Raw genomic sequence first — 21972 nt, forward strand, 5'->3', positions numbered from 1 at the left:
CGTACATACGAGTGTGACATGACTCAATCCAAATTCTGTTTGCATAGATTCGCTTACAGCTTTCTTACATTTGGAGTAGCTGTAAATAAACTCTATTTTGTCCGGATTTTATAGCGCGAAATCCCCGCATCAATGGCATGGCGATTGCTCTGAGGCCACCTGTCTGAGTCCTTTGTATTGACATGTGGAGGTGTGGATGAGCGCTGTGAAATCGCCGCTGACCCGGCGTGCTTTCCTGTACCGCGCGGCCGCCGTCGGCGGCTCGGCGTTGTTGATGAAGTCGATGAATGCATGGGGCATGGGTATCGCCTCGAAGGTGACGGCGCCGCCGCCGCTCACAGGCAGCGGAAAGGGTAAAAAGGTCGCGATCCTCGGCGCCGGGCTGGCCGGCCTCTCCGCGGCCTACGAGTTGCGCAAGCTGGGCTACCGGGTGCAGGTGCTCGAGGCGCGCCCCTATGCCGGCGGGCGATGCCAGACGGCGCGCCGCGGTTTCACGCTGCGCGAACTCGGCGGCGAGGAACAGCGTTGCCGCTTCGACCGCGGCCATTACATCAACCACGGACCGTGGCGCATCCCGCTCGACCACCAGTCGACCCTGCATTACGCCCGTGAATTCGCGGTGCCGCTCGAGGTGATGGTGAACGAGAACGACCACGCCTGGGTGTACCTGGAAGAGGGCGGGCCGTTGTCGAAGCGGCGCCTGCGCGGGGCGCAGATCAAGGCCGACATGCGCGGCCATGTCGCCGAACTGCTGGCCAAATCGGTCCAGTCGCGCCAGCTCGATGTCCGATTGAGCAGCGAGGACCAGATGCTGCTGCTCGACTACCTGGCGCGCGAGGGCGCCCTCGGCCTGGGCGACCTGGCCTACAAGGGTCGCAGCGGGCGCGGCTTCGCCACCAATCCGGGCGCCGGCCTGGTGCCGGGCGCCGGCACGCCGTCCGACCCGCTGGCCTTCGGCGACCTGCTCGCGGCCAGGGTGGGCAAGGTGTACAGCGCGGTGCAGGAGTTCCCGATGCACGCGACCATGTTCCAGCCAGTGGGCGGCATGGACCGCATCCCGCAGGCTTTCGCCGCGCGCCTGGGCGATGCGGTCCGCTACGGGGCCGAGGTGCGGCGCATCCGCCAGGACACCGCCGGCGTCACCATCGACCTGCACGACACCGCCAGCGGCCAGGCCTCCAGCGTGAAAGCCGATTACTGCCTGTGCACGCTGCCGCTGTCGGTGCTGCGCATGATCGACACCGATTTCTCGCCCGGCTTCAAGGCGGCGCTCAAGGCCGTGCCCTATGCCCCGGTCGGCAAGATCGGCCTGCAGATGGGGCGCCGCTTCTGGGAAGAGGACGACCATATCTACGGCGGCCACGTCCTCACCGACCTCAAGGGCATCAACACGATCTCGCTGCCGTCGAGCGGCTGGCAGCAGCGCAAGGGCGTGGTGCTCGGCTACTACAACTATGCGCTCGACGCCATCGAAGTCAGTGCGCTGTCGCCGGCGCAGCGGGCCGAATTCGCACTGGCCGCCGGCGAAAAAATCTTCCCCGCCTATCGCAGCGCCTACGAGAACGCGTTCTCGGTGGCCTGGCACCGCGTGCAGTACAGCCTGGGTGGTTGGGCCGAATGGAACGAGGCGGCGCGCCGCGACGCCTATCCGCTGCTGCTCGAGGGCGAGGGCAGGGTGCAGCTCGCCGGCGAACACCTGAGTTACCTCACCGGCTGGCAGGCCGGGGCCATCGAATCGGCCTGGCAGCAGATCGAACGGCTGCACCGGAGGGCGAGCGCATGAAGTCCATTTTCACGCTTTGGGCGCTGGCCACCGGGCTCTGGGCGGGCGCGGCCTTCGCCCAGACGGGGCCAGTCGCCGCCGACGGCAAGACCCTGTTCGCGAAGAATTGCGCGGCCTGCCACCAGGCCGACGGACGCGGCATCCCCGGCGCCTTCCCGGCGCTGGCCGGCAGCGCGCTGGCGATTGGCGCGCCGGCCGAAGCGACCGAGGTGCTGCTCAAGGGCCGCGGCGGCATGCCGGACTTTAGCGGCAGCCTCGATGACGCCGACATCGCGGCGGTGCTCAGTTATGTGCGCGCCAGCTGGGGCAACCGCGCCGCGCCGGTCGCCGACGCCGAGGTCGGCGCGCTGCGCACGGCCCTGCAGCTGCCGCCCGCCAGCCGCAACCGTTTCGGCAACAAGCATTGAACCGTTTCTTCCAACCACCATGAAAGGCCTGCTAATGAAGATTGACCGCCGTCCCCCCTCACGACTCGCCGCCTCGCTGCTGCTCCTGCCCTTGCTGCTGCCGGCCGCAGCCGGCGCCCAGGACATCGTGCGCCACAAGATCCCGAATTCCGATTTCCCTATCGCCCAGGCAGTGAGCGTGCCGCCCAACGCCACCATCCACTTCATCAGCGGCCAGGTGCCGCCGGTCGTGCACAAGGAGCACGATCCGAACTCGATCGCGGCCTTCGGCGACACCCGCGCCCAGACGGTCGGCGTCCTGCAGCGCATCCGCGACATCCTGCAGGGGATGGGCCTGGGCATGGGCGACGTGGTCAAGATGCAGGTGTTCCTGGTGGGCGACCCGTCGCACGGGGGACGCGCCGACGTCGCCGGCTTCATGGCCGGCTATACCCAGTTCTTCGGCGGCGCCCAGCCCAATCTGCCGGCGCGCGCGGTGATGCAGGTGGCGGCCCTGAGCAATCCGGGCTGGCTGGTGGAGATCGAAGTCGTCGCCGCGAAGAAGTAGGCAAGCAAATACGCAAGAAGCAAGCAAGGCTGTTCTCGTCCAACAATTCCAACTAGGGGAAACACATGGTCAAAGGCTTTCTTCATACCGGCATCGCCGGCCTGCTCACCTGCGGCATCTGCGCCCACGCCGGCGCCGACCCCGGCCCGGACGCCGGGCGCGACGAGGACAATGCGCCCGCCAGCGCGGCGGCGCCTGCGCTCGATGCCGCCGCGCCGGGGGTCTCCAACAGCGGCGTGGTAATCGTCACCGGCACCCGCGCCGCCGGCCTGACGGTCGAGAACAGCGCCTCGCCGATCCAGGTGCTGGACGCGGCGTCGCTGGGCCGCACCGGCCAGCCCGACCTGATCCAGGCGCTGTCGCAGAACCTGCCTTCGCTGAACGCCCAGGCCTTCGGCAGCGATATGGCGAACATGACGCTGTCGGCGCGCCTGCGCGGCCTGAGCCCGAACAATACGCTGGTGCTGGTCAACGGCAAGCGGCGTCACGGCACCGCCAACCTGGCGGTGCTGGGCGGCCCTTACCAGGGCGGCGCGGCGGTCGACCTGAACTACATTCCGGTGGCGGCGATCGACCGCATCGAGGTGCTGCAGGACGGCGCCGCGGCGCAATACGGCACCGACGCCATCGCAGGCGTGATCAACATCATCCTCAAGTCGAACAACCGTGGCGGCACCGCCAACGTCAACGGCGGCGGCTATATGGATGGCGGCGGCCATACCGGCGACGGCATGGCCAATATCGGCCTGACCCCGTTCGCCGACGCCTTCCTGAGCCTGACGGCCGAGACCAAGTACCACGGCTTCTCGGAGCGCGGCGGCATCGACCCGCGCGTGGTGGATCCAGCCACCATGGCCCAGATGCCGTCGCTGGTCAATGCGCCCGGCTACCCCTACCTGAACAAGATCCAGGGCGACGCCCAGTATCGCCAGCACATCGCCGCCGCCAATTTCGGGGTCGACTTCGGCGCCGACACTTCGCTGTACAGCTTCGCGACCTATGGCAAGAAGGAAGCGCGCGCCTGGGAGAACTACCGCATGCCGAACCGGCTGCCGCAGATCTATCCCTTCGGCTTCAGCCCGCAAGAGACCTTCGACGAGGAAGACTATGCCTTTACTCTCGGCGTCAAGGGCCGCCTGTTCGGCGCCTGGAACTGGGACCTGTCCAGCACCTACGGCAAGGACGTGGCCAAGCTCGGCGTGGCCAATTCGGCCAACATCTCGCTGTACACCGATACCGGCGCAACGCCGCTCGAATTCGATGCCGGCGAATTCCGCGCCAGCCAGTGGGCCAACAACTTCGACCTGAGCCGCGAATTCGACGTCGGCTGGGCCTCGCCGCTGACCCTGGCCCTGGGCCTCGAGCACCGCCGCGATACCTACGAGATCGTGGCAGGCGACGCGGCCTCGCGCTACAAGGAAGGCTCGCAGTCGTATCCCGGCTTCTCGCTGACCGACGCCGGTAGCCATAGCCGCAACAACAAGGCGGCCTACGTCAACCTGGCGGTCCAGCCGCTGCCCGGCTGGACTGTGGACATCGCCGGCCGCTACGAGCGCTTCAGCGACTTCGGCAACGCCAAGGTCGGCAAGCTGACCAGCCGCTACGACTTCTCGCCGGCGGTGGCGCTGCGCGCGACCTACAGCAATGGCTTTCGCGCGCCTACGCTGGCCGAATCGTATTATTCGGCCACCAACGTCTCGCCGCGCAGCGCCTTCGTGCAGCTGGCGCCCAATTCGCCAGGCGCGCGGCTGGTGGGCATCAATGGCCTCAAGCCCGAAGCCTCGACCAATATCAGCGCCGGCCTGGTGCTCAACCCGCGGCCCGGCCTGGCGATCACGCTCGACGCCTACCAGATCACGATCCGCGACCGCATCGTCGGCAGCGGTGCGCTGTACGGCTCCGGCGGCGCGGTCAATGCGCCGGCGGTGACGGCGGCGATCCTCGCCAACGGCAACGTGCTCGACCCGACCGTGGTCCAGACCGGCATCAACATCTTCTCCAATGCGGTCAATACGCGCAGCCGCGGCATGGAGGCGGTGGCCACCATGAGCAGCAATTACGGCGGCTACGGGCGGGTCGACTGGTCGGCGGCGGCCAACTACAACCATGTGGAGGTCATCAAGATCAACCAGGCGCCGCCCGAATTGCAACCGCAGACCCTGCTCGACGAGACCGCGATCTCGCACCTGGAGACCGCTTCGCCGCGCATGCGGGTCAACCTGGGCGCGCTGTGGAAGGTGGGCGCATGGACCGTCAACCTGCGCGAGAACTACTTCGGCAAATCGTCGGAGCAGTTCTCGTCGGATGGCTCGGTCTATTATGAAAACAGGATCAAGCACAAGCTGCTGACCGATCTCGAGGTGAGCTACCAGTTCAGCAAGGCCTGGACCCTGTCGCTGGGCGCCAACAACCTGTTCAACGAGTACCCGGACATGGTCAACCCTTTAGTGCTGGCGGAGCAGCGCGCCAACCTGGACAATGGCGCGGTGACGATCTACCCGGCGTTTTCTCCCTTCGGCATCAACGGCGGCTATTACTATGCCCGCGCCAGCCTGAAGTTCTGACGAGGGAGAGACCCTGCGGGTGGCAGCGTCGCGGCCGCCCGCAGGGCTTCGAGGGTATGTTCGAAAATCTCGATGATAGGACGCTAAATTACCCGTTTTTCAAGTCCTCGTGGCGCGAGCATAATGACTCCATCGCATCGAACGCAAGACAGATCGACTGGCGGATTTCCGCCCTGGCGATCGAGCGCTTCGATGATCACCACCACGAAAGGATGACACCATGTTGAACGTACGTAAAAGCAATGAACGCGGCGGCGCAAGCTTTGGCTGGCTGGACTCGAAGCACACCTTCTCCTTCGGCCACTACCACGATCCGAAGCATATGGGCTTCGGTCCGCTGCGCGTCATCAACGAGGACAAGGTGCAGCCCGGCCGCGGTTTCGATTCGCACGGCCACCGCGACATGGAGATCATCTCCTATGTGCTCGACGGCGCGCTGGAGCACAAGGACAGCATGGGCAACGGTTCGGTGCTGCGCTACGGCGACGTGCAGATCATGAGCGCCGGTTCGGGCGTTGTGCACAGCGAGTACAACCATTCCAAGACCGAGGGCGTGCACTTTCTGCAGATCTGGATCATGCCGAACGTGGGCGGCGCCGAGCCACGCTACGAAGAAAAGCACTTCGACACGGCCGACAAGACCGGCAAGCTGCGCCTGATCGGATCGCCCGACGGCCGCGAAGGTTCGGTCTCGATCCGCCAGGATGCCGCCCTGTATGCGACCATCCTCGATGGCGAGGACGAGGTCAAACATACTCTGGGCGCCGGGCGCCAGGCCTATGTCCACGTGGTGCGCGGCCAGGTGACGGTCAATGGCATCGCCCTGGAAGGCGGCGACGCGCTGAAGGTCACCGGTGAAGAAGCCGTGACCCTGGCCCAGGCAGCCGGCGCCGAAGTGTTATTGTTCGACCTGCCACAGTAAGCGACCATAGGCAACCATAAGCAGCCATGTAAAACGCCGTCCCGCCCGCGGGGCGGCGCCTCGATCACCACGATAACAGGAGACGACGATGCAAGTGACGACCACCCGCGGCAACGACAAACTGCAGTACAAGATCCAGATCGGGAAGCACTGCTTGACCACCGATGCGCCGGAAGCTTTCGGCGGCGACGACAGCGGGCCTGAACCGCACGATCTGCTAGCCGCGTCCCTGGCTGCCTGCACCGCGCTGACCGTGACGATGTACGCGAAGCGCAAGGGCATGCAACTCGACGACGTGCGGGTCGCGATCGACCACGGCCAGCAGGACGGCGCCTACGAGCTGCGCCGCCACATCGAATTCGTCGGCCAACTGAGCGATGACGAACGCGCCCGCCTGCTCGACATCGCCAACAAGTGCCCGGTCCACAAGACCCTGTCCGGCACGATTCATATCCACACCGAGGCTGTCTAAGCCTCTGCCGGCCCCGCGCAGGGGTCAGGCAGCATGCGGGCGAATGCGCCACCCGTGCGCATGCGCTCGATCCACCACTTGAGCGCCGCGCCATCCTCGCCGCTGCGCCAGGCGAGATAGAAAGTCTCGTCCGCCTTCGGTTCCACCACCTGTTTTTCGATCAGCAATCCCTGGTCGATGGCTGGTCGCGCCCATGCTTCGGGTAGAAAACCGAAGCCCAGGCCCTGGACCTGGAACTCGTACTTTGTGCGCATATCGGGCACCGCCAGCGTCTCTTGCCCGAACAGCAGGCCGACGGTGCGCGCGCCCAGCACCCGCGCCGAATCCGAGACCGAGATCGCCCGGTAGGGCAGCAGGTCGGTCTTGTCGAGGGGATGCTCGAGCCGCGCCAGCGGATGGTGCGGGGCGACCGTGAACACGAAGGTGCTGGTGCCGAGCGGTTCGGCGGTGTAGCCGCCGCCCGACGGGCCCTCGCCGGCGGCGCCCACCAGCAGGTCGACGCGGCGGTCGAGCAGGGCGTCCCAGGTGCCCGACAGCGACTCGCGCACGATGCGCAGGCGGGTCTGGTCGGCCACGCCGTAGAAAGCTTCGATGTCGGGCTGCAGGGCGCCGCTCGATAACACCGAATCCATGCCCAGTGCGATCTCGGTCTCCCAGCCCGAGGCCACGCGCCGCACCCGCGATTCGAGGTCGCCGGCGGCGCGCAGCAGGTAGCGGCCTTCCTTGAGCAGTTCCTGTCCGGCTGGGGTGAGCGTCACCTTGGGGCCGAAGCGGTCGAACAGGCGCACGCCCAGGTCGTCCTCGAGCTTGGAGACCGTGTAGGAGATGGTCGAGGGCACGCGAAACAGTTCTTTCGCGGCCCCGGCGAAGGAGCCGCGGCGGGCGATGGTTTCAATGATCTGGAGGGCGTCGAGGCTGAGCTTGAGCAATTGTAGGTCCCATGGTGCGTGATGGCGCCATGGTAGCGCCAAGGCGCGGAACAAACCAAGCCCCCTGGCTTTGAAAATAGCAATCTGATTCTATCGCCGCGGCGGCGGTCTAACGATACTTGAATGAACGGGCGCCGGGTTGGCGCCTTCTGCAAGGAGGAGCTGGACATGTATCTGATTTCACTGGGCGCCGGCATCCTGGCCGGCCTGTTGTACGGCCTGATCAATGTGCGCTCGCCGGCGCCGCCCGCCATCGCCCTGATCGGCCTGCTGGGCATGCTGATCGGTGAACAGATCGTCCCGGTAGCCAAACGCCTGATCGAGGGCGCGCCGGTCACCGCAAGCTGGTTCGCCAGCGAATGCAAGCCCAAGATCACCGGCGTGGCCAAGGCGCCGCAATCACCCGCGCAGGAACCGGATGGCCCACGCCAGGGCTGATCCACAGATTTCAATCACCAAGTCACCATAAGGAGAACATCATGAGCAATCCAAAACTCGAAGTCCTGACCCCGCAGAATTCGCAGCTGATCGTCATCGACCACCAGCCGCAAATGGCCTTCGGCGTGCAGTCGATCGACCGCCAGACCCTCAAGAACAACGTCGTCGGCCTGGCCAAGGCGGCCAAGGTGTTCAACGTCCCGACCACCATCACCACGGTCGAAACCGAATCGTTCTCGGGCAACACCTATCCCGAGCTGCTGGACGTGTTCCCGGGCCATCAGATCCTGGAGCGCACCTCGATGAACTCGTGGGACGACCAGAAGGTGCGTGACTCGCTCAAGGCCAACGGCCGCAAGAAGGTCATCGTGGCCGGCCTGTGGACCGAGGTGTGCAACACCACCTTCGCCCTGTGCGCGATGCTCGAAGGCGACTACGAGATCTATATGGTGTCGGACGCCTCGGGCGGCACCACCAAGGAAGCGCACGACATGGCCATGCTGCGCATGGTGCAGGCCGGCGTGGTGCCGGTGACCTGGCAGCAGGTGCTGCTCGAGTGGCAGCGCGACTGGGCCCACCGCGACACCTACAACGACGTGATGAAGATCGTCACCGAGCACTCGGGCGCCTATGGCATGGGCGTGGACTACGCCTACACCATGGTGCACAAGGCCCCGGCGCGCGCCCAGGGCACGCACGAAGTGCTGGCGCCCGTTCCTGCCCGCTGATCAGCCCGCTAAGTTTTACCGAAGTTCTCGCCGCCGCACGCCCTCCAAAGCGCGCGGCGGTTGCCGCAAACCCGCCGGGCGCGTCACGCCCGGCGATATTTGGAGTACACGCATGAACCAAGCACAGTCCAGCGCGGACGCGCAATCCACCCCGCCGCTCATCCTGATCAACGGTTGTTTCAACACGATCGACCGCGAACAGCCCCAGGCCAGCGCCGTCGCCATCCAGGACGGGCGCTTCCTGGCCGTGGGCGACACCGACTACGTGATGCGCCACCGCCGCGACGGCAGCCAGGTGATCGACCTGAATGGCCGCACCGTGGTGCCGGGCCTGAACGACTCGCACCTGCACCTGATCCGAGGAGGCCTCAACTACAACCTCGAGCTGCGCTGGGAAGGCGTGCCCTCGCTGGCTGACGCCCTGCGCATGCTGAAGGAACAGGCCGACCGCACGCCGAATCCGCAGTGGGTGAGGGTGGTGGGTGGCTGGAACGAATTCCAGTTCGCCGAGCGCCGCATGCCGACGCTGGACGAGATCAACGCCGCCGCGCCGGATACGCCGGTGTTCATCCTGCACCTGTATGACCGCGCCTTGCTCAACCGCGCGGCGCTGCGCGCGGTCGGCTATACGAAAGACACGCCAAATCCCCCGGGCGGCGAGATCGTGCGCGACGGCGCCGGCAACCCGACCGGCATGCTGATCGCGCGTCCGAATGCGATGATCCTGTACGCCACCCTGGCCAAGGGCCCCAAGCTGCCGTACGACCTGCAGGTGAATTCGACGCGCCAGTTCATGCGCGAACTGAACCGCCTGGGCCTGACCAGCGCGATCGACGCCGGCGGCGGCTTCCAGAACTACCCCGAAGACTACGCCGTCATCGAGCAACTCGACAAGGCCGAACAGCTCACCATCCGCATCGCCTACAACCTGTTCACCCAGAACAAGGGCCAGGAACTGGAAGACTTCCAGCGCTGGACCGGCATGGTGACGCCGGGGCAGGGCAGCGACTACTACCGCGCCAACGGCGCCGGCGAGATGCTGGTGTTCTCGGCGGCCGACTTCGAGGATTTCCTGGAGCCGCGCCCCGACCTCGATCCCGGCATGGAAGACGAGCTGGAACGCGTGGTGCGCCACCTGGTGGGCCAGCGCTGGCCGTTCCGCCTGCATGCCACCTATGACGAATCGATCTCGCGCATGCTCGACGTGTTCGAGAAGGTCAACCGCGACATCCCGTTCGACGGCCTGCACTGGATGTTCGACCATTGCGAGACCATCACCCAGCGCAATATCGACCGCGTCGCCGCGCTCGGCGGCGGCATCGCGATCCAGCACCGCATGGCGTTCCAGGGCGAGTACTTTGTCGAACGCTATGGCAGCGCGGCGGCCGAATCGACGCCGCCGGTGAAACGGATGCTGGAAACCGGCGTGCCGGTCGGCGCCGGCACCGACGCCACCCGCGTGGCCAGCTACAACCCGTGGACCTCGCTGTACTGGCTGGTGACGGGCCGCACCGTGGGTGGCCTGCCGCTGTACGGCACCGCCGGCCACCTGCCGCGCCAGGTCGCGCTGGAACTGTGGACCGCGGGCAGCGCCTGGTTCTCCAACGAGCAGGAGCGTAAAGGCCGCATCCGCGAGGGCATGCTGGCCGACCTCGCCGTGCTGTCGCAGGATTTCTTCAGCATCGATGCCGAAGAGATCAAGGCGATCGAATCGGTGATGACCGTGGTCGGTGGCCGCATCGTCTATGGAGCCGCCGAATTCACCAGTCTCGGGCCGCCGCCGATTCCCGTCTTGCCCGAATGGTCGCCGGTGAGCAAGGTGCCGGGCCACTGGAGGAAAGTCGAACCAGGAGTGCAGCAAAGCGCGCAGCAGAAAGCGCTGCCGCACCAGTGCAGCGGCCCATGCGGCGTGCACGCCCACAGCCATGACAAGGCGCGCCGTTCGAGCATGCCGGTGTCGGATTTCAGCAGCTTCTGGGGCGCGCTGGGTTGCAGCTGCTTCGCGTTCTGACGATGGCGACTCCGAATCCATCGCGCCTGCAGGGTTTCAATATGGGCTTCCTTGGGGGCTATGTCGACACACTGGGCTTCATCGGCCTGTTCGGCCTGTTCACGGCCCACGTCACCGGCAACTTCGTGCTGCTCGGCGCCTCGCTGGCCGACCCGGCGAACATCCCGTCGCTGCTGAAGATCCTGGCCTTCCCGGCCTTCATCCTCGGCATCGCCGCGGCGCGCCTGCTGGTGGCGTCGTGCGAGCGGCAAGGCAGGGATGCGCACCGGCCTTCGTACCTGCTGCAGCTGGTCCTGTTGATCGGCTTCATGGCCTGCGGGATGCTGTCCGAGCCGGTGGGGCGCGATATGTCTGCGCTCGCCATGGCGGCCGGCCTACTGGGCACCGCGGCGATGGGCGCCCACAGCGCGGCCAGCAAGCTGCTGCTGGCCCACCTGGCGCCCACCTCGATGATGACCGGGAACGTGACCCAGCTGGTGATCGACACGGTCGACCAGCTGCGCGGCGCTGGCGACGCGGCCACCACGGCGCGTTGCAGCAAGTTCTTCTGGCCGCTGTTCGGCTTCGCGATCGGCTGCGCCGCGGGCGCCTTCCTGTTTTTGGCGTTCGGCTTCGTGGCGCTGATCGTGCCGGTAGCGATCCTGTGCCTGCATCTGGTCAAGCCCAGCCTGGACCAGGCCTAGGAAGGACATATGATCAAGACCCGCCTGGAGGCGTTCAGCGACGGCGTGATCGCCGTCATCCTCACCATCATGGTGCTGGAGCTGACGCCTCCGCACGGCACGACCCTCGGCGACATGCTGGCGGTCGTGCCGGGCTGGTTGCGTTATGCCCTGAGTTTCGTCTACGTCGGCATCTACTGGGTCAACCACCACGCACTGTTCGAGCGCGTGGAGCGGGTCGACTGGGCGACGCTGTGGGCCAACCTGCACCTGCTGTTCTGGATGTCGCTGATCCCGTTCGTGACCGCCTGGGCCGCCGAATACCCGACGGCGCCGGCGCCGGTGGCCCTGTACGGCGTGGTGCTGTTCCTCTGCTCGGTGTCCTTCATGCTGCTGTCGTGGCGCCTGGGGACGCTTGCTGGCCTGGATCATGCCCACACCTGGCAGAACGCCAAGAACCGGCTGTCGCTGGCCATGTATGCGCTGGCGGTGGGGGTGTCGCTGTGGCAGCCGCCGCTGGCGGCGCTGATCCACGTGCTGCTGGCGGCGCTGTGGCTGGTGCCGAACCGGATCGAGCGAGGGGCATCGTGACTGGACGCCGCGTGGCGGCGCTGGCATGATGCCCGTCGCCAGCCAAGAACAAGAAGAGGAGCACCGTGAACAGTCAACAGCGCACCATCGACGTCCTGATTGCCGACGACCACCCCCTGATGCGCGAGGGGATCGCGGCCGTGATCTGCAGCCAGCCCGATATGCGGGTGGTTGGCGAGGCCGCCGACGGCCTCGAAGCCGTCGCGCTTTACCGCAAGCTGCGCCCCCACGTCACCCTGGTCGACCTGCAGATGCCGCACCTGAACGGCATGGATGCGATTGCCGCGATCCGCGCCGAATTCCCCCAGGCCTGCCTTGCCATCCTGACGACCTTCCGTGGCGACGCCCGCGCCATGCAGGCGATCAAGAGCGGCGCCCAGGGATACCTGCTCAAGAGTTCCCTGCGCAAGGAGCTGACCGACGCCATCCGCGTGCTGGCCGCCGGCCACCGCTACATCCCGTCCGAGATCGCCGGTGAGCTGGCGCGCCACCTGGGCCAGGAAAGCCTCACCGTGCGCGAGCTGCAGGTGCTGGAGCTGATCGCGCGCGGCAACGGCAACAAGCAGATCGGCGCCGCCCTGAACCTGTCGGAAGACACGGTCAAGGGCCATCTGCGCAGCATCATGGACAAGCTGGGCGCGAATAACCGCACCCATGCCGTGACGATCGGCATCGAACGCGGCTTCCTGGAGATCTAGGTATCCCCCACTTTCGTGGGGGGTAAGGCCGCCCCTATCTTGTCTGTGCAATATCTTGCACACACTGCAACATGCACTCCAGTTCGTTCGCGTCAAGCCAACCTGGAGAGCACCATGCAGACAGCGCCATCGTTTCCGGCCATCACCCCCTGCCACGGAGGCCTGCCGCGCTGGCAGGTCAGGCGGGTCACCGACTACATCGACGCCAACCTGGGCGCCACCCTGCGCACGGCCAGCCTGGCGGCGACACTGGGCCTGAGCGTGAGCCATTTCACGCGCGCCTTCAAGCACAGCGTCGGCGTGCCGCCGCGCATGTACGTGATCCGGCGCCGGCTGGCGGCAGCCTGCGAAGCGATGGTCAACTCGGACACGCCGCTGACAACTATTGCCCACGCGCACGGTTTCTGCGACCAGTCGCACTTCACCCGCACCTTCCACGAGGTGATCGGCCTGTCGCCCCATGTCTGGCGTTGCCTGAACCGGCCTGGCGTTGCCGCCGATCCGTACGAAAGCGAACAGAAGCGCATTGTCGAACTGGATATGGTGGAGACTGCCTAACCTGTGGGAGTGCCCCCGTGTTCGACTTCATCACCGAATTCATGCAGAGTGGCGGCTATCTGGCCGTCTTTGCGCTGATGGCGCTGGAAAATATTTTCCCGCCAATTCCGTCCGAGTTGATCATGCCGTTTGCCGGCTTCGTCGCCGCGCGCGGCGACCTGAGCGTGTTAGGTGTGCTGATCGCTGGCACCGCCGGCTCGGTGGCCGGAGCCTTGCCCTGGTATTACGCCGGCAAGGTCTACGGCAAGGAGCGCCTGGAAAAATTTGCCGACAAGCATGCGCGCTGGCTGACCGTTACCCACGGCGACATCGAGCATGCAATGGAATCATTCGAGAAGCATGGACGCAAGGTCGTGCTGTTCGGGCGCCTGATCCCGGCCATCCGCACCCTGATCTCGGTGCCGGCCGGCCTGGCCGGCATGCCGATGGGGCAGTTCTTGCTGTACTCGACGGTGGGTTCGCTGGTCTGGACCGGCATCCTGACCGGCGCCGGCTACATGCTGGAAAGCCAGTATGAACGGGTGGCGCAATACGTCGATCCGGTGTCGAAGGCGATCCTGATCGGCCTGCTCGGCTGGTACCTGTACCGGGTGGCGACCTTCAAGAAGCGGGCCAAAGCCCAGTAAGCTTTAGACGGCAGCGTCGCCGTCGCGCCACCACACCTGGTTGCGTCCGCTTTGCTTGGCGCGGTACAGCTGGGCATCGGCGGCCTCGAACAATTCGGCTGGCCCTTCGTCGCCGCTTGGCTCGAGCGTGGCGCCGCCGATGCTCACCGTGAGCAGCGGCGCCACGCCCGATGTCTCGTGCGCGATGTTCAGGGCGGCCACCGCCTCGCGCACGCCTTCGGCCACAGAGCGCGCATCGAGCGCGCCGGTATCGGGCATCAGGAACAGCAATTCCTCGCCGCCGTAACGCGCAGCCAGGTTGCCGGGCCGGGACATCGCGAAGCCGGCCACCCGCGCGACCGAGCGCAGTGCGCGGTCGCCGGCCGGATGGCCGTAGCGGTCGTTGAACTGCTTGAAGGCATCGATGTCCAGCACGGCCAGCGACAGCGGCCGTCCCGAGCGCCGTGCGCGCTCCCATTCGAGGCTGTACATTTCGTCGAAGCGGCGCCGGTTGGCCAGTTCGGTCAGTCCGTCGATGTTCGCCAGCCGTTCCAGCATGCGGCGCTGGCGCACCACCTGCAGGTGCAGCGCCACGCGCGCCATCACCACGGTCTGGTTGAACGGTTTGACGATGTAGTCCGAGGCGCCCATCTTGAGGCCGTTGGCCTCGTCCTCGGGACGGTCCAGGCCCGAGATGAAGATCACCGAGATATGCGCCGTCTGCGGGTCGCCGCGCAGGCGGCGCAACACCTCGTAGCCGTCCATGTCGGGCATCATCACGTCCAGCAGGATCAGGTCGGGCAGGTGGCGCGCGGCGCGCTCCAGGGTCTGGGCGCCGTTACGGGCCAGCAGCACCGTGTATTCGGGCTTGAGCAGCTCGCCCAGCACTTCGCGATTGATGGCGTCATCATCCGCCACCAGCACCTTCTGTGTCTCCACCAGGTTCATCGGCTACCTTCCATGCTATGACTGATATCGAGTTGCGCCGCCAGCGCAGAGAGCGGCGCCAGCGCGGCAGCATACTCGATATCGACGACCGCGCGCCGCACGCCATCGAGCGCGGCGTCGTACAGGCTCGGGTCGATGCTGGCCGCGAGCAGCGCTTCGAGCTGGGCCAGGGCGTCCTCGGCGCGCGCATCGTCGCTGCGCAGGTGGTCCTCGAGGCGGACGATGAGCGCCGCCAGCGCCCCGGGATCGCTGGGCTTGGGCAGGGTGGCAGCGGCCAGCTGGGCCAGGCCCGCCAGCACCGATTCGGCGGCCGCCACCAGCGCCGGCACCTGGATGCCGACCCGTTCGAGCTGGCCGGCGCGCAGATCCTGTTCCAGCCGGCTGGCGGCGCCGGCCAGCTCGAAGGCGCCGACGTAGGCGGCGCTCGACTTCAGGTTGTGCGCCAGCCCCTGCAGGCGCGCATGGTCGCCCACCGCCAGCGCGTCGCGCAGGATGCGCGGCGCGCCCGCGTATTCGCGCACGAAGCTGCCGGCGCGCTTTTCCAGGCGGCTGCGCTGGCCGTCGACCTTGTCCAGGGCCAGGCGCCAGTCGATGCCGGGCACCGCCGGCAGCGCGAGGTCGTGGTCTGCGATTCGCGCCACCGGCTGGACGGCGGGCTGGAATCCCTGGAGCGCCGGGCGTCCTTCCAGGCGCGCCGGGTCGATCCACTTGAGCAGGGTGCAGAACAGCAGGTCGGGGTCGATCGGCTTGGTGACGTGGTCGTTCATGCCGGCCAGGCGGCTCAATGCGCGGTCGCTGGCCAGCGCATGCGCGGTCATGGCCACGATCGGCAGTTCGCGCAGGCGCGAATCGAGGCGGATCTCACGGGTCGCCGTGAGGCCGTCCATCTCGGGCATCTGGATGTCCATCAGCACCAGGTCGTAGTCGCCGGCGCGCGCCATGCGCACCGCTTCCACGCCGTTGAAGGCGACGTCCACCTGCATGCGGGCGGCGGCCATGAATTCGAGCGCCACCTCGCGGTTGTTGGCATTGTCTTCGGCGAGCAGGATGCGCGCGCCGTCCAGGCGCGGCAGGTCGGCCATGGCCGGTAAATATTTTTCCATAGGTTCGATGGGGCCGAGCTGCGGGTGCAGGGCTTGCAGCAGGCTGTGATAGAGCAGTGCGGGACCGACCGGCTTGTGCAGGAAGGCATCGACCGGCAGCTCGCCTTCCTCTTCCATCACGGTCTCGCGGGTGCAGGCGGAGATCATCAGGATCGCGGGCGGCGGGCAGTCGTGCCCGTGTTCTTGCGCGCCGCGGCGGATGCGGCGGATCGTCTCCATCCCGTCCAGCCCCGGCATCAGGTAGTCCATCAGCACGACCTGGTAGGGCTGGCCGGCGGCGTCGGCGCGCGCCAGCAGCGCCAGGCAATCCTCGCCCGAGGCCGCGGTGTCGGCGCGCATGCCAAGGCCGGCCAGCATCTCGGACAGCGCGCTGCGGGCGGTGGCGCTGTCGTCCACCACCAGCGCGCGCACGTCCTGCAGCAAGGCCTGGCGCATAGGGGCGGCGGGGGCGGACTGGTCGTCGGCGATCCCGAGCGGCACGCTGAAGGTGAAGCAGCTGCCCTTGCGCGGCGTGCTGCGCACCGCGATGTCGCCGCCCATCAGTTCCACCAGCTGGCGCGAGATCGACAGGCCAAGGCCAGTGCCGCCATACTTGCGGGTGGTCGAGCTGTCGGCCTGGCTGAACGACTGGAACAGGCGCCCGATGGCTTCCTCGGTCATGCCGATCCCGGTGTCCCTGACCGAGAACGCCAACATCACGCGCCCGGCCACGGTCTTGTCCGCCTCGACCGCCACTACGATCTCGCCATGCTCGGTGAACTTGACGGCGTTGCCGGTCAGGTTGATCAGCACCTGGCCCAGGCGCAGCGGGTCGCCGATCAGGCGCGTGGGCACATCCGGCCCGACCCGGAACACCAGCTCGAGGCCCTTGGCTTCGGCCTTCACCGCGGTGAGGCTGGACAGGTGTTCGAGCAGCTCGTTCAGGTCAAACTGTACTTCCTCGAGATGCAGTTTTCCGGCTTCGATGCGCGAGAAGTCGAGGATGTCGTTGATGATGCCCATCAGGTGTTCGCTCGCGCCGAGGATCTTGCCCAGGTAGTTGCGCAAGGCGGGCGCCGGTTCGCTCATCAGGGCCAGCCGGCTCATGCCGATGATGGCGTTCATCGGGGTGCGGATCTCGTGGCTCATATTGGCCAGGAATTCGGATTTCATGCGGGTGCTGGCTTCGGCGCGCAGCATCGCTTCCCGGATGGCCTTGGTGCGCAGGCCCAGGATGCGCATGAAGACCAGCATGTCGAAGGTGCTGCCGAACACCAGCGCGTGCATGGTCCAGAAGTTGGCCGGCAGCCTGCCGTTGATCAGCTGGGCGGTGATCAGCGCGCAGGCGAAGGCGCCGGCCCAGCCGATCAGGAAATAGGTGCCGACCATGTCGCCGGCGCGCGCGCGGCGGAAGGCGCCGGGCAGGCCGAGCAGCATCGGCAGGATGCCGAGCGTGCCGACGATCATGACCAGGTAGCGATGGCTGATCAGGCCAAAGCCGAAGCCCAGCGCCGTCACCACGCACAGGGCGGCCAGCGTCTTCATCAGCAGGCTGAAGATGCGGTCGCGCCCGGGACGGGCCAGCGACTGCTCGACGAACAGGTAGGCCCCGCACGACGCCAGGATCGATGCGATGCCGGCTCCGTGTTCGAGCAGCCAGGCGTTGCCGGGCCAGACGTACTGGCCGGCGATGCCGAACCATGCGGCCGAGTACACGGTCACCCCGGCCGCCAGCAGCGCGTACTTGCCGAACAGGTGGTCGCGCAGGGTGATCCACTGCCCGATCGCGTACAGGAACAGGGTGATGCGTAAACCCAGCAGCAGTCCCTGCAGGATCTGCTCGCCCAGCGCCTCGGGCAGCACGGCATGCGGCTGCATGAAGGTGATCGGCAGGATCTTGGGGCCGACCGAGCGCACGCGCAGCAAGACCGTGTAGTCGGTGCCGGGCGTCAGGCGCAGCAGGGCGCCCGGTACCCGGCCCGCGAGGGATTCGCCTGATGGCGCCTGCATGCGGCCCAGGCTGGCGATTTTTTCGACGCCCGCGGGGCGGGCCAGGTAGACGTCCAGCTCGTCGAGCAGGGCGTAGTCGACCTGCAGCACCCAGCCATTGGTGGCGTCCGTCGGCACCGTCACCGGGATGCGCAGCCAGGTGGTCCCGGGCAGCATCCCCAGGCTGGCGTAGGCGGTGCGCGGCCGCTCGAAACGCTCCGGCGCCGCCAGCGCCGCCGCCGCGTCCAGGCGGTTGTCCGCGTCGTGCAGGACGGTCACGGCCGGCCACGCCTCGATCACCTGGGCGTCGCGCGCCAGCTGCAGCGGCGCCGCCTGCACCGGCTGCATGCAGAGCACCAGGAGTGCGAGCAACAGCGTGAGCGCCATCGCCAGGCGCACGAAGGCGCAAGGGGCCGGGAGGTGCGGGACAGATGGCGTGGGCGTCATGAATCTTTCGGTAGAAGCGGCGGGCGAACCGCCCGGCAGTCTAGCAGGAAGACCCTGCCGTGGACAGTGCCAATGCGCCCCCGTGCCGGTGCGCCGCGCGGCACGGTAGCGCAGCGCAGTACCGGCCCGATGCTAGCTGCTGCCCGCCGCCTGGGGCGCCAGCTGCCGGGCCAGCCGCGCCAGCGGCGCGAGCGCGGCTTGGTATTCGACCTCGTCGATCGCGCGCCGCAGCGGGGCCAGCTCCTGGGCATAGGGGCCGCCGGCCAGCAGCGCCTCGAGCTGGTCCAGCGCGTCCTCGGCACGGGCGTCGTCGGCGCGCAGCCAAGCCTCCATGCGGGCGAACACCTCCGCCAGCGCCTGCGGATCGGACGGCTGCGGCCGGCCGGCGGCCGCGACCTGGGCCAGGCCTGCCAGCACCGGCCCGGCGGCGGCGATCAGCGCCGGCACCTGGACCCCGATCCGTTCGTGCAGCCCGGCGCGCAGGTCCTGATCGAGGCGGCCGGCGGCGGCGGACAGCTCGAAGGCGCCGATATAGGCCGCGCTCGACTTGAGGTTGTGCGCCAGCGACTGCATGCGCGCATGGTCGCCGCCGTTCAGCGCTTCGCGCAGGATGTCGGGCGCGCTGCCGTACTCGCGCACGAAACTGCCAGCGCGCTTCTCGAGCCGGCTGCGCTGGCCGTCGACATTGTCCAGGGCCAGCCGCCAGTCGATGCCCGGCACCGCAGGCAGGGCGCACGCGGCGGCCGCCGGCGCGTCCGGCCCCGTTTCTTGTGGCGACGCTTGCGGAATGGAGCGGCCCGCCAGGCGAGCCGGGTCAATCCACTTGAGCAGGGTGCAGAACAGTAGGTCGGGGTCGATCGGCTTGGTGACGTGGTCGTTCATGCCGGCCAGGCGGCTTTGCGCGCGGTCGCTGGCCATGGCGTGCGCCGTCATGGCCACGATCGGCAGCGTGCGCAGGCGCGGATCGAGGCGGATCTCGCGCGTGGCGGCGTGGCCATCGAGCTCCGGCATCTGGATATCCATCAGCACCAGGTCGTAGTCGCCTTCGCGCGCCATGCGCACCGCTTCCAGGCCATTGAAGGCGACGTCGACCTGCATCTGCGCGGCCGCCATGAAGTCGAGCGCGACCTCGCGGTTGTTGGCGTTGTCCTCGGCCAGCAGGATGCGCGCGCCGTCCAGGCGCGGCAGGTCGGCCATGATGCCCGGCGGCGTACGGTTGGCGCCTTCGTTGGCGCTGTCATGAAACGGCGCGGCCTGCGGATGCAGCACCTGCAGCATGCTGTGGTACAGCAGCGCCGGGCCGACCGGCTTGTTGAGGAAGGCGTCGACCGGCAATTCCCCTGCCGTTTCCAGCACCGCCTCGCGGCCGACGGCCGACACCATCAGGATCGCCGGCGGCGTGGCCCCGGCCACGTAGGCCGGGATGCGGCGGATGGTGGCGATGCCGTCAAGGTTGGGCATCAGGTAATCCATCAGCACGATCTGGTAGGGGCGGCCTGCCGCCTGGGCCGCGGCCAGCATGCGCAGGCATTCCTCGCCCGAGGCGGCGCTGTCGGCCTGCGCGCCGAAGGTGTCCAGCATCTCGGCCAGCGCGGCGCGCGCGCTGGCGCTGTCGTCGACCACCAGCGCGCGCAGGTCGGTCAGGATCGCCGGGCGCAGCGCGCCGGCGCCGCCCTGGCCGTCGTCGATCCCCAGCGGGACGGTGAAGGTGAAGCAGCTGCCGGCGCCTGGCGTGCTCTGGACCGAGATGGTCCCGCTCATGAGTTCGACCAGCTGGCGCGAGATCGACAGGCCCAGGCCGGTGCCGCCGTATTGGCGGGTGGTCGAGCTGTCGGCCTGGGTGAAGGAGTCGAACAGGTATTCGAGCTGGCCGGCGGTCATGCCGATGCCGGTGTCGCTGACCGAGAACGCCAGCATGACCCGGCCGTCGCCCGCCGCACCGGGGCGCGCCTCGACCGCGACCACGATCTCGCCGTGCTCGGTGAACTTGACCGCGTTGCCAGTCAGGTTGATCAGCACCTGGCCCAGGCGCAGCGGATCGCCCACCAGCCGCGCCGGCACGCCCGGCCCGACCCGGAACACCAGCTCGATGCCCTTGGCGTCGGTTTTCACCCCGACCAGGTTCGATAGCTGTTCGAGCATCTCGTCGAGCGAGAACGGCACCGCCTCCACCGACATCTTGCCGGCCGCGATCTTCGAATGGTCAAGGATGTCGTTGATGATGCCCAGCAGGTGTTCGCCGGCGCCCAGGATCTTGGAGACGTAGTTGCGCAGCCTGGGGTTCGGGTCGGCCATCAGGGCCAGCCGGCTCATGCCGATGATCGCGTTCATCGGGGTGCGGATCTCGTGGCTCATATTGGCCAGGAACTCGGACTTCATGCGCGCCTCGGTTTCGGCGCGCTGCATCGCCTCGCGCAGCGCCTTGGCGCGCAGGCTCAGGATGCGCATGAAGACCAGCATGTCGAAGGTGATCCCGAACTGCAGCGAGTGGGCGGTCCAGAAATTAACCGGCACCTCGCCGGCGGCGAGCAGGGTCTGGGTGATCGTGCCGCCATAGCTGGCCACCCAGCTGATCAGGAAATAGGCGCCGATCGCGTCGCGTTCGCGCATGCGCCGGAATGCCGCCGGCACGCCCAGCAGCATCGGCACCGCGCCGATGGTGGAGGTGATGACGATCATCGGCAGGTGCGCGATCCAGTCGAAGGCCCAGGCCACGGCGGACAGCGCGCAGATCGCGGCGCCGCTGCGCATGACGATCCGGAATTTCCGGTCGCGCCCGGGCCGCGCCATGATCTGCTCGACGAACAGGTAGGCGCCGACCGAGCCGATCATCGACGCGATCCCCATCATGTGCTCGCTGAGCCACAGGTGGTCGCGCCACAGGAACTGCTCGGCCGTGCCGTACCACGTTGCGAGGTAGACGGTCAGCCCGCCGATGAACAGCGCATACTTGAGGAACAGGCCGTCGCGCAGGGCGACCCACTGGCCAAGGCTGTACAGCACCAGGCAGGCGGCGATGCCGAACAGCAGGCCTTGCAGCATCTGTTCCATCAGCGAGGCCTGGTGGAAGGCGTCTTCGTGGAAGAAGGTCACCGGCAGCAGTTTCGGACCGCGCGACTGGACCCGCGCCAGCAGGGTGTAGTCCTGGCCGGGCGTCAGTTCGAGCGCAATGGCGGGCACGCGGCCCTTGAGGGCGCCTTCCATGTCCTGGCGCCGGCCGGTGGCGGCCAGCTTGCGCAGCCCGGCGCCGTCGACCAGGTAGACGTCGAGGTACTCCAGCAGCGCGACGTCGAATTGCACCACCCAGTTCGCCGGCGCATCCGGAGCGACCCGAAACGGGATCCGGATCCAGCTCGGCGCCGGATTCAGGCCCAGTGTTCCATAGGCCTTGTCAGGCGCCGTGAAGCGCTCCGGCGCGGCCAGGGCGCCGGCCGCATCCAGGGTCTTGCTGGCGTCGCGCAGCAGGCTCGCCGCGGGCCAGCCTTCCACCGCCGGGGTGCTGGCGGCCAGGATCGCCGGGGCTGCGCCGGCGGCGCCGGCGGACAGGAAGAGGCAGAGCGCCAGGCCAAGAAAGAAGGACAGGGCGCGCAT

At 67.4% G+C, this 21972-nt stretch carries 18 protein-coding genes; 14 read left to right on the forward strand and 4 right to left on the reverse strand.

The window, feature by feature from the left end; genetic code table 11:
* The first annotated feature begins 196 nt into the window (after positions 1–196).
* From SOM61_RS11115 to SOM61_RS11140, 6 genes are all read left to right on the forward strand, one after another.
* Complete coding sequence (locus SOM61_RS11115; RefSeq protein WP_320474152.1) at positions 197–1783, forward strand: flavin monoamine oxidase family protein; 1587 nt, start codon at positions 197–199, stop codon at positions 1781–1783.
* On the forward strand, positions 1780–2190 hold the full coding sequence (locus SOM61_RS11120; RefSeq protein ID WP_320474153.1) for a c-type cytochrome: 411 nt from the start codon (positions 1780–1782) through the stop codon (positions 2188–2190). Before SOM61_RS11115 ends, SOM61_RS11120 begins: the two co-directional genes overlap by 4 nt.
* Before the next feature lie 34 nt (positions 2191–2224).
* A complete protein-coding gene (locus tag SOM61_RS11125) occupies positions 2225–2737 on the forward strand; it encodes a RidA family protein (RefSeq protein WP_320474154.1) in 513 nt (170 codons plus the stop codon).
* 65 nt (positions 2738–2802) lie between these two features.
* Positions 2803–5301 (forward strand): TonB-dependent receptor plug domain-containing protein, encoded by a 2499-nt coding sequence (locus SOM61_RS11130; protein ID WP_320474155.1) that lies wholly within the window; start codon positions 2803–2805, stop codon positions 5299–5301.
* A 220-nt stretch (positions 5302–5521) separates the two neighbouring features.
* Positions 5522–6223 carry a pirin family protein gene (locus SOM61_RS11135; protein ID WP_320474156.1) on the forward strand — a complete coding sequence of 234 codons (702 nt, stop codon included), beginning with the start codon at positions 5522–5524 and terminating at the stop codon, positions 6221–6223.
* A gap of 88 nt (positions 6224–6311) precedes the next feature.
* Positions 6312–6695 (forward strand): OsmC family protein, encoded by a 384-nt coding sequence (locus SOM61_RS11140; RefSeq protein WP_320474157.1) that lies wholly within the window; start codon positions 6312–6314, stop codon positions 6693–6695.
* Here the strand turns inward: SOM61_RS11140 and SOM61_RS11145 are convergent.
* Complete coding sequence (locus SOM61_RS11145) at positions 6692–7624, reverse strand: LysR substrate-binding domain-containing protein (RefSeq protein WP_320474158.1); 933 nt, start codon at positions 7622–7624, stop codon at positions 6692–6694. The two genes, SOM61_RS11140 and SOM61_RS11145, sit on opposite strands and share 4 nt — an antisense overlap.
* Before the next feature lie 162 nt (positions 7625–7786).
* Here SOM61_RS11145 and SOM61_RS11150 point away from each other — a divergent pair, with 162 nt between their 5' ends.
* The 8 genes from SOM61_RS11150 to SOM61_RS11185 all read left to right on the forward strand — a co-directional run bounded on the left by SOM61_RS11150 (position 7787) and on the right by SOM61_RS11185 (position 13936).
* Positions 7787–8062, forward strand: coding sequence for a XapX domain-containing protein (locus tag SOM61_RS11150; RefSeq protein ID WP_320474425.1), 276 nt, complete (start codon positions 7787–7789; stop codon positions 8060–8062).
* A gap of 41 nt (positions 8063–8103) precedes the next feature.
* Positions 8104–8790 (forward strand): hydrolase, encoded by a 687-nt coding sequence (locus SOM61_RS11155; protein WP_320474159.1) that lies wholly within the window; start codon positions 8104–8106, stop codon positions 8788–8790.
* A gap of 112 nt (positions 8791–8902) precedes the next feature.
* The gene (locus tag SOM61_RS11160) at positions 8903–10801 is read left to right on the forward strand and encodes an amidohydrolase (protein WP_320474160.1); all 1899 of its coding nucleotides are present in this window, start codon (positions 8903–8905) and stop codon (positions 10799–10801) included.
* Between the two features lie 2 nt (positions 10802–10803).
* Positions 10804–11484 (forward strand): YoaK family protein, encoded by a 681-nt coding sequence (locus SOM61_RS11165; RefSeq protein ID WP_320474161.1) that lies wholly within the window; start codon positions 10804–10806, stop codon positions 11482–11484.
* A gap of 9 nt (positions 11485–11493) precedes the next feature.
* Positions 11494–12054: a TMEM175 family protein gene (locus SOM61_RS11170; protein WP_320474162.1), complete on the forward strand. Its 561-nt coding sequence runs from the start codon at positions 11494–11496 to the stop codon at positions 12052–12054.
* Between the two features lie 65 nt (positions 12055–12119).
* Complete coding sequence (locus SOM61_RS11175; RefSeq protein ID WP_320474163.1) at positions 12120–12752, forward strand: response regulator transcription factor; 633 nt, start codon at positions 12120–12122, stop codon at positions 12750–12752.
* A gap of 114 nt (positions 12753–12866) precedes the next feature.
* Entirely contained in the window at positions 12867–13310 is a 444-nt protein-coding gene (locus tag SOM61_RS11180) for a helix-turn-helix domain-containing protein (RefSeq protein WP_320474164.1), read from the forward strand.
* Between the two features lie 17 nt (positions 13311–13327).
* Positions 13328–13936 (forward strand): DedA family protein, encoded by a 609-nt coding sequence (locus SOM61_RS11185; RefSeq protein WP_320474165.1) that lies wholly within the window; start codon positions 13328–13330, stop codon positions 13934–13936.
* 3 nt (positions 13937–13939) lie between these two features.
* Here SOM61_RS11185 and SOM61_RS11190 read toward each other — a convergent pair whose 3' ends face one another.
* The 3 genes from SOM61_RS11190 to SOM61_RS11200 form a co-directional block, all read right to left on the reverse strand.
* On the reverse strand, positions 13940–14863 hold the full coding sequence (locus tag SOM61_RS11190; protein WP_320474166.1) for a diguanylate cyclase: 924 nt from the start codon (positions 14861–14863) through the stop codon (positions 13940–13942).
* Positions 14860–18381: a hybrid sensor histidine kinase/response regulator gene (locus SOM61_RS11195; protein WP_320474167.1), complete on the reverse strand. Its 3522-nt coding sequence runs from the start codon at positions 18379–18381 to the stop codon at positions 14860–14862. Before SOM61_RS11195 ends, SOM61_RS11190 begins: the two co-directional genes overlap by 4 nt.
* Positions 18382–18513: 132 nt before the next feature.
* A complete protein-coding gene (locus tag SOM61_RS11200) occupies positions 18514–21972 on the reverse strand; it encodes a response regulator (protein ID WP_320474168.1) in 3459 nt (1152 codons plus the stop codon).

This window comes from Massilia sp. CFBP9012 (assembly GCF_034045115.1).
Lineage (GTDB): Bacteria > Pseudomonadota > Gammaproteobacteria > Burkholderiales > Burkholderiaceae_D > Telluria.

Coding starts and splice junctions, on each gene's coding strand:
- SOM61_RS11125 (WP_320474154.1), top strand. CDS start 2,225: ATGAAGATTGACCGCCGTCCCCCCTCACGACTCGCCGCCTCGCTGCTG.
- SOM61_RS11195 (WP_320474167.1), bottom strand. CDS start 18,381: ATGACGCCCACGCCATCTGTCCCGCACCTCCCGGCCCCTTGCGCCTTC.
- SOM61_RS11155 (WP_320474159.1), top strand. CDS start 8,104: ATGAGCAATCCAAAACTCGAAGTCCTGACCCCGCAGAATTCGCAGCTG.
- SOM61_RS11135 (WP_320474156.1), top strand. CDS start 5,522: ATGTTGAACGTACGTAAAAGCAATGAACGCGGCGGCGCAAGCTTTGGC.
- SOM61_RS11130 (WP_320474155.1), top strand. CDS start 2,803: ATGGTCAAAGGCTTTCTTCATACCGGCATCGCCGGCCTGCTCACCTGC.
- SOM61_RS11200 (WP_320474168.1), bottom strand. CDS start 21,972: ATGCGCGCCCTGTCCTTCTTTCTTGGCCTGGCGCTCTGCCTCTTCCTG.
- SOM61_RS11120 (WP_320474153.1), top strand. CDS start 1,780: ATGAAGTCCATTTTCACGCTTTGGGCGCTGGCCACCGGGCTCTGGGCG.
- SOM61_RS11160 (WP_320474160.1), top strand. CDS start 8,903: ATGAACCAAGCACAGTCCAGCGCGGACGCGCAATCCACCCCGCCGCTC.
- SOM61_RS11180 (WP_320474164.1), top strand. CDS start 12,867: ATGCAGACAGCGCCATCGTTTCCGGCCATCACCCCCTGCCACGGAGGC.
- SOM61_RS11165 (WP_320474161.1), top strand. CDS start 10,804: ATGGCGACTCCGAATCCATCGCGCCTGCAGGGTTTCAATATGGGCTTC.
- SOM61_RS11170 (WP_320474162.1), top strand. CDS start 11,494: ATGATCAAGACCCGCCTGGAGGCGTTCAGCGACGGCGTGATCGCCGTC.
- SOM61_RS11140 (WP_320474157.1), top strand. CDS start 6,312: ATGCAAGTGACGACCACCCGCGGCAACGACAAACTGCAGTACAAGATC.
- SOM61_RS11115 (WP_320474152.1), top strand. CDS start 197: ATGAGCGCTGTGAAATCGCCGCTGACCCGGCGTGCTTTCCTGTACCGC.
- SOM61_RS11190 (WP_320474166.1), bottom strand. CDS start 14,863: ATGAACCTGGTGGAGACACAGAAGGTGCTGGTGGCGGATGATGACGCC.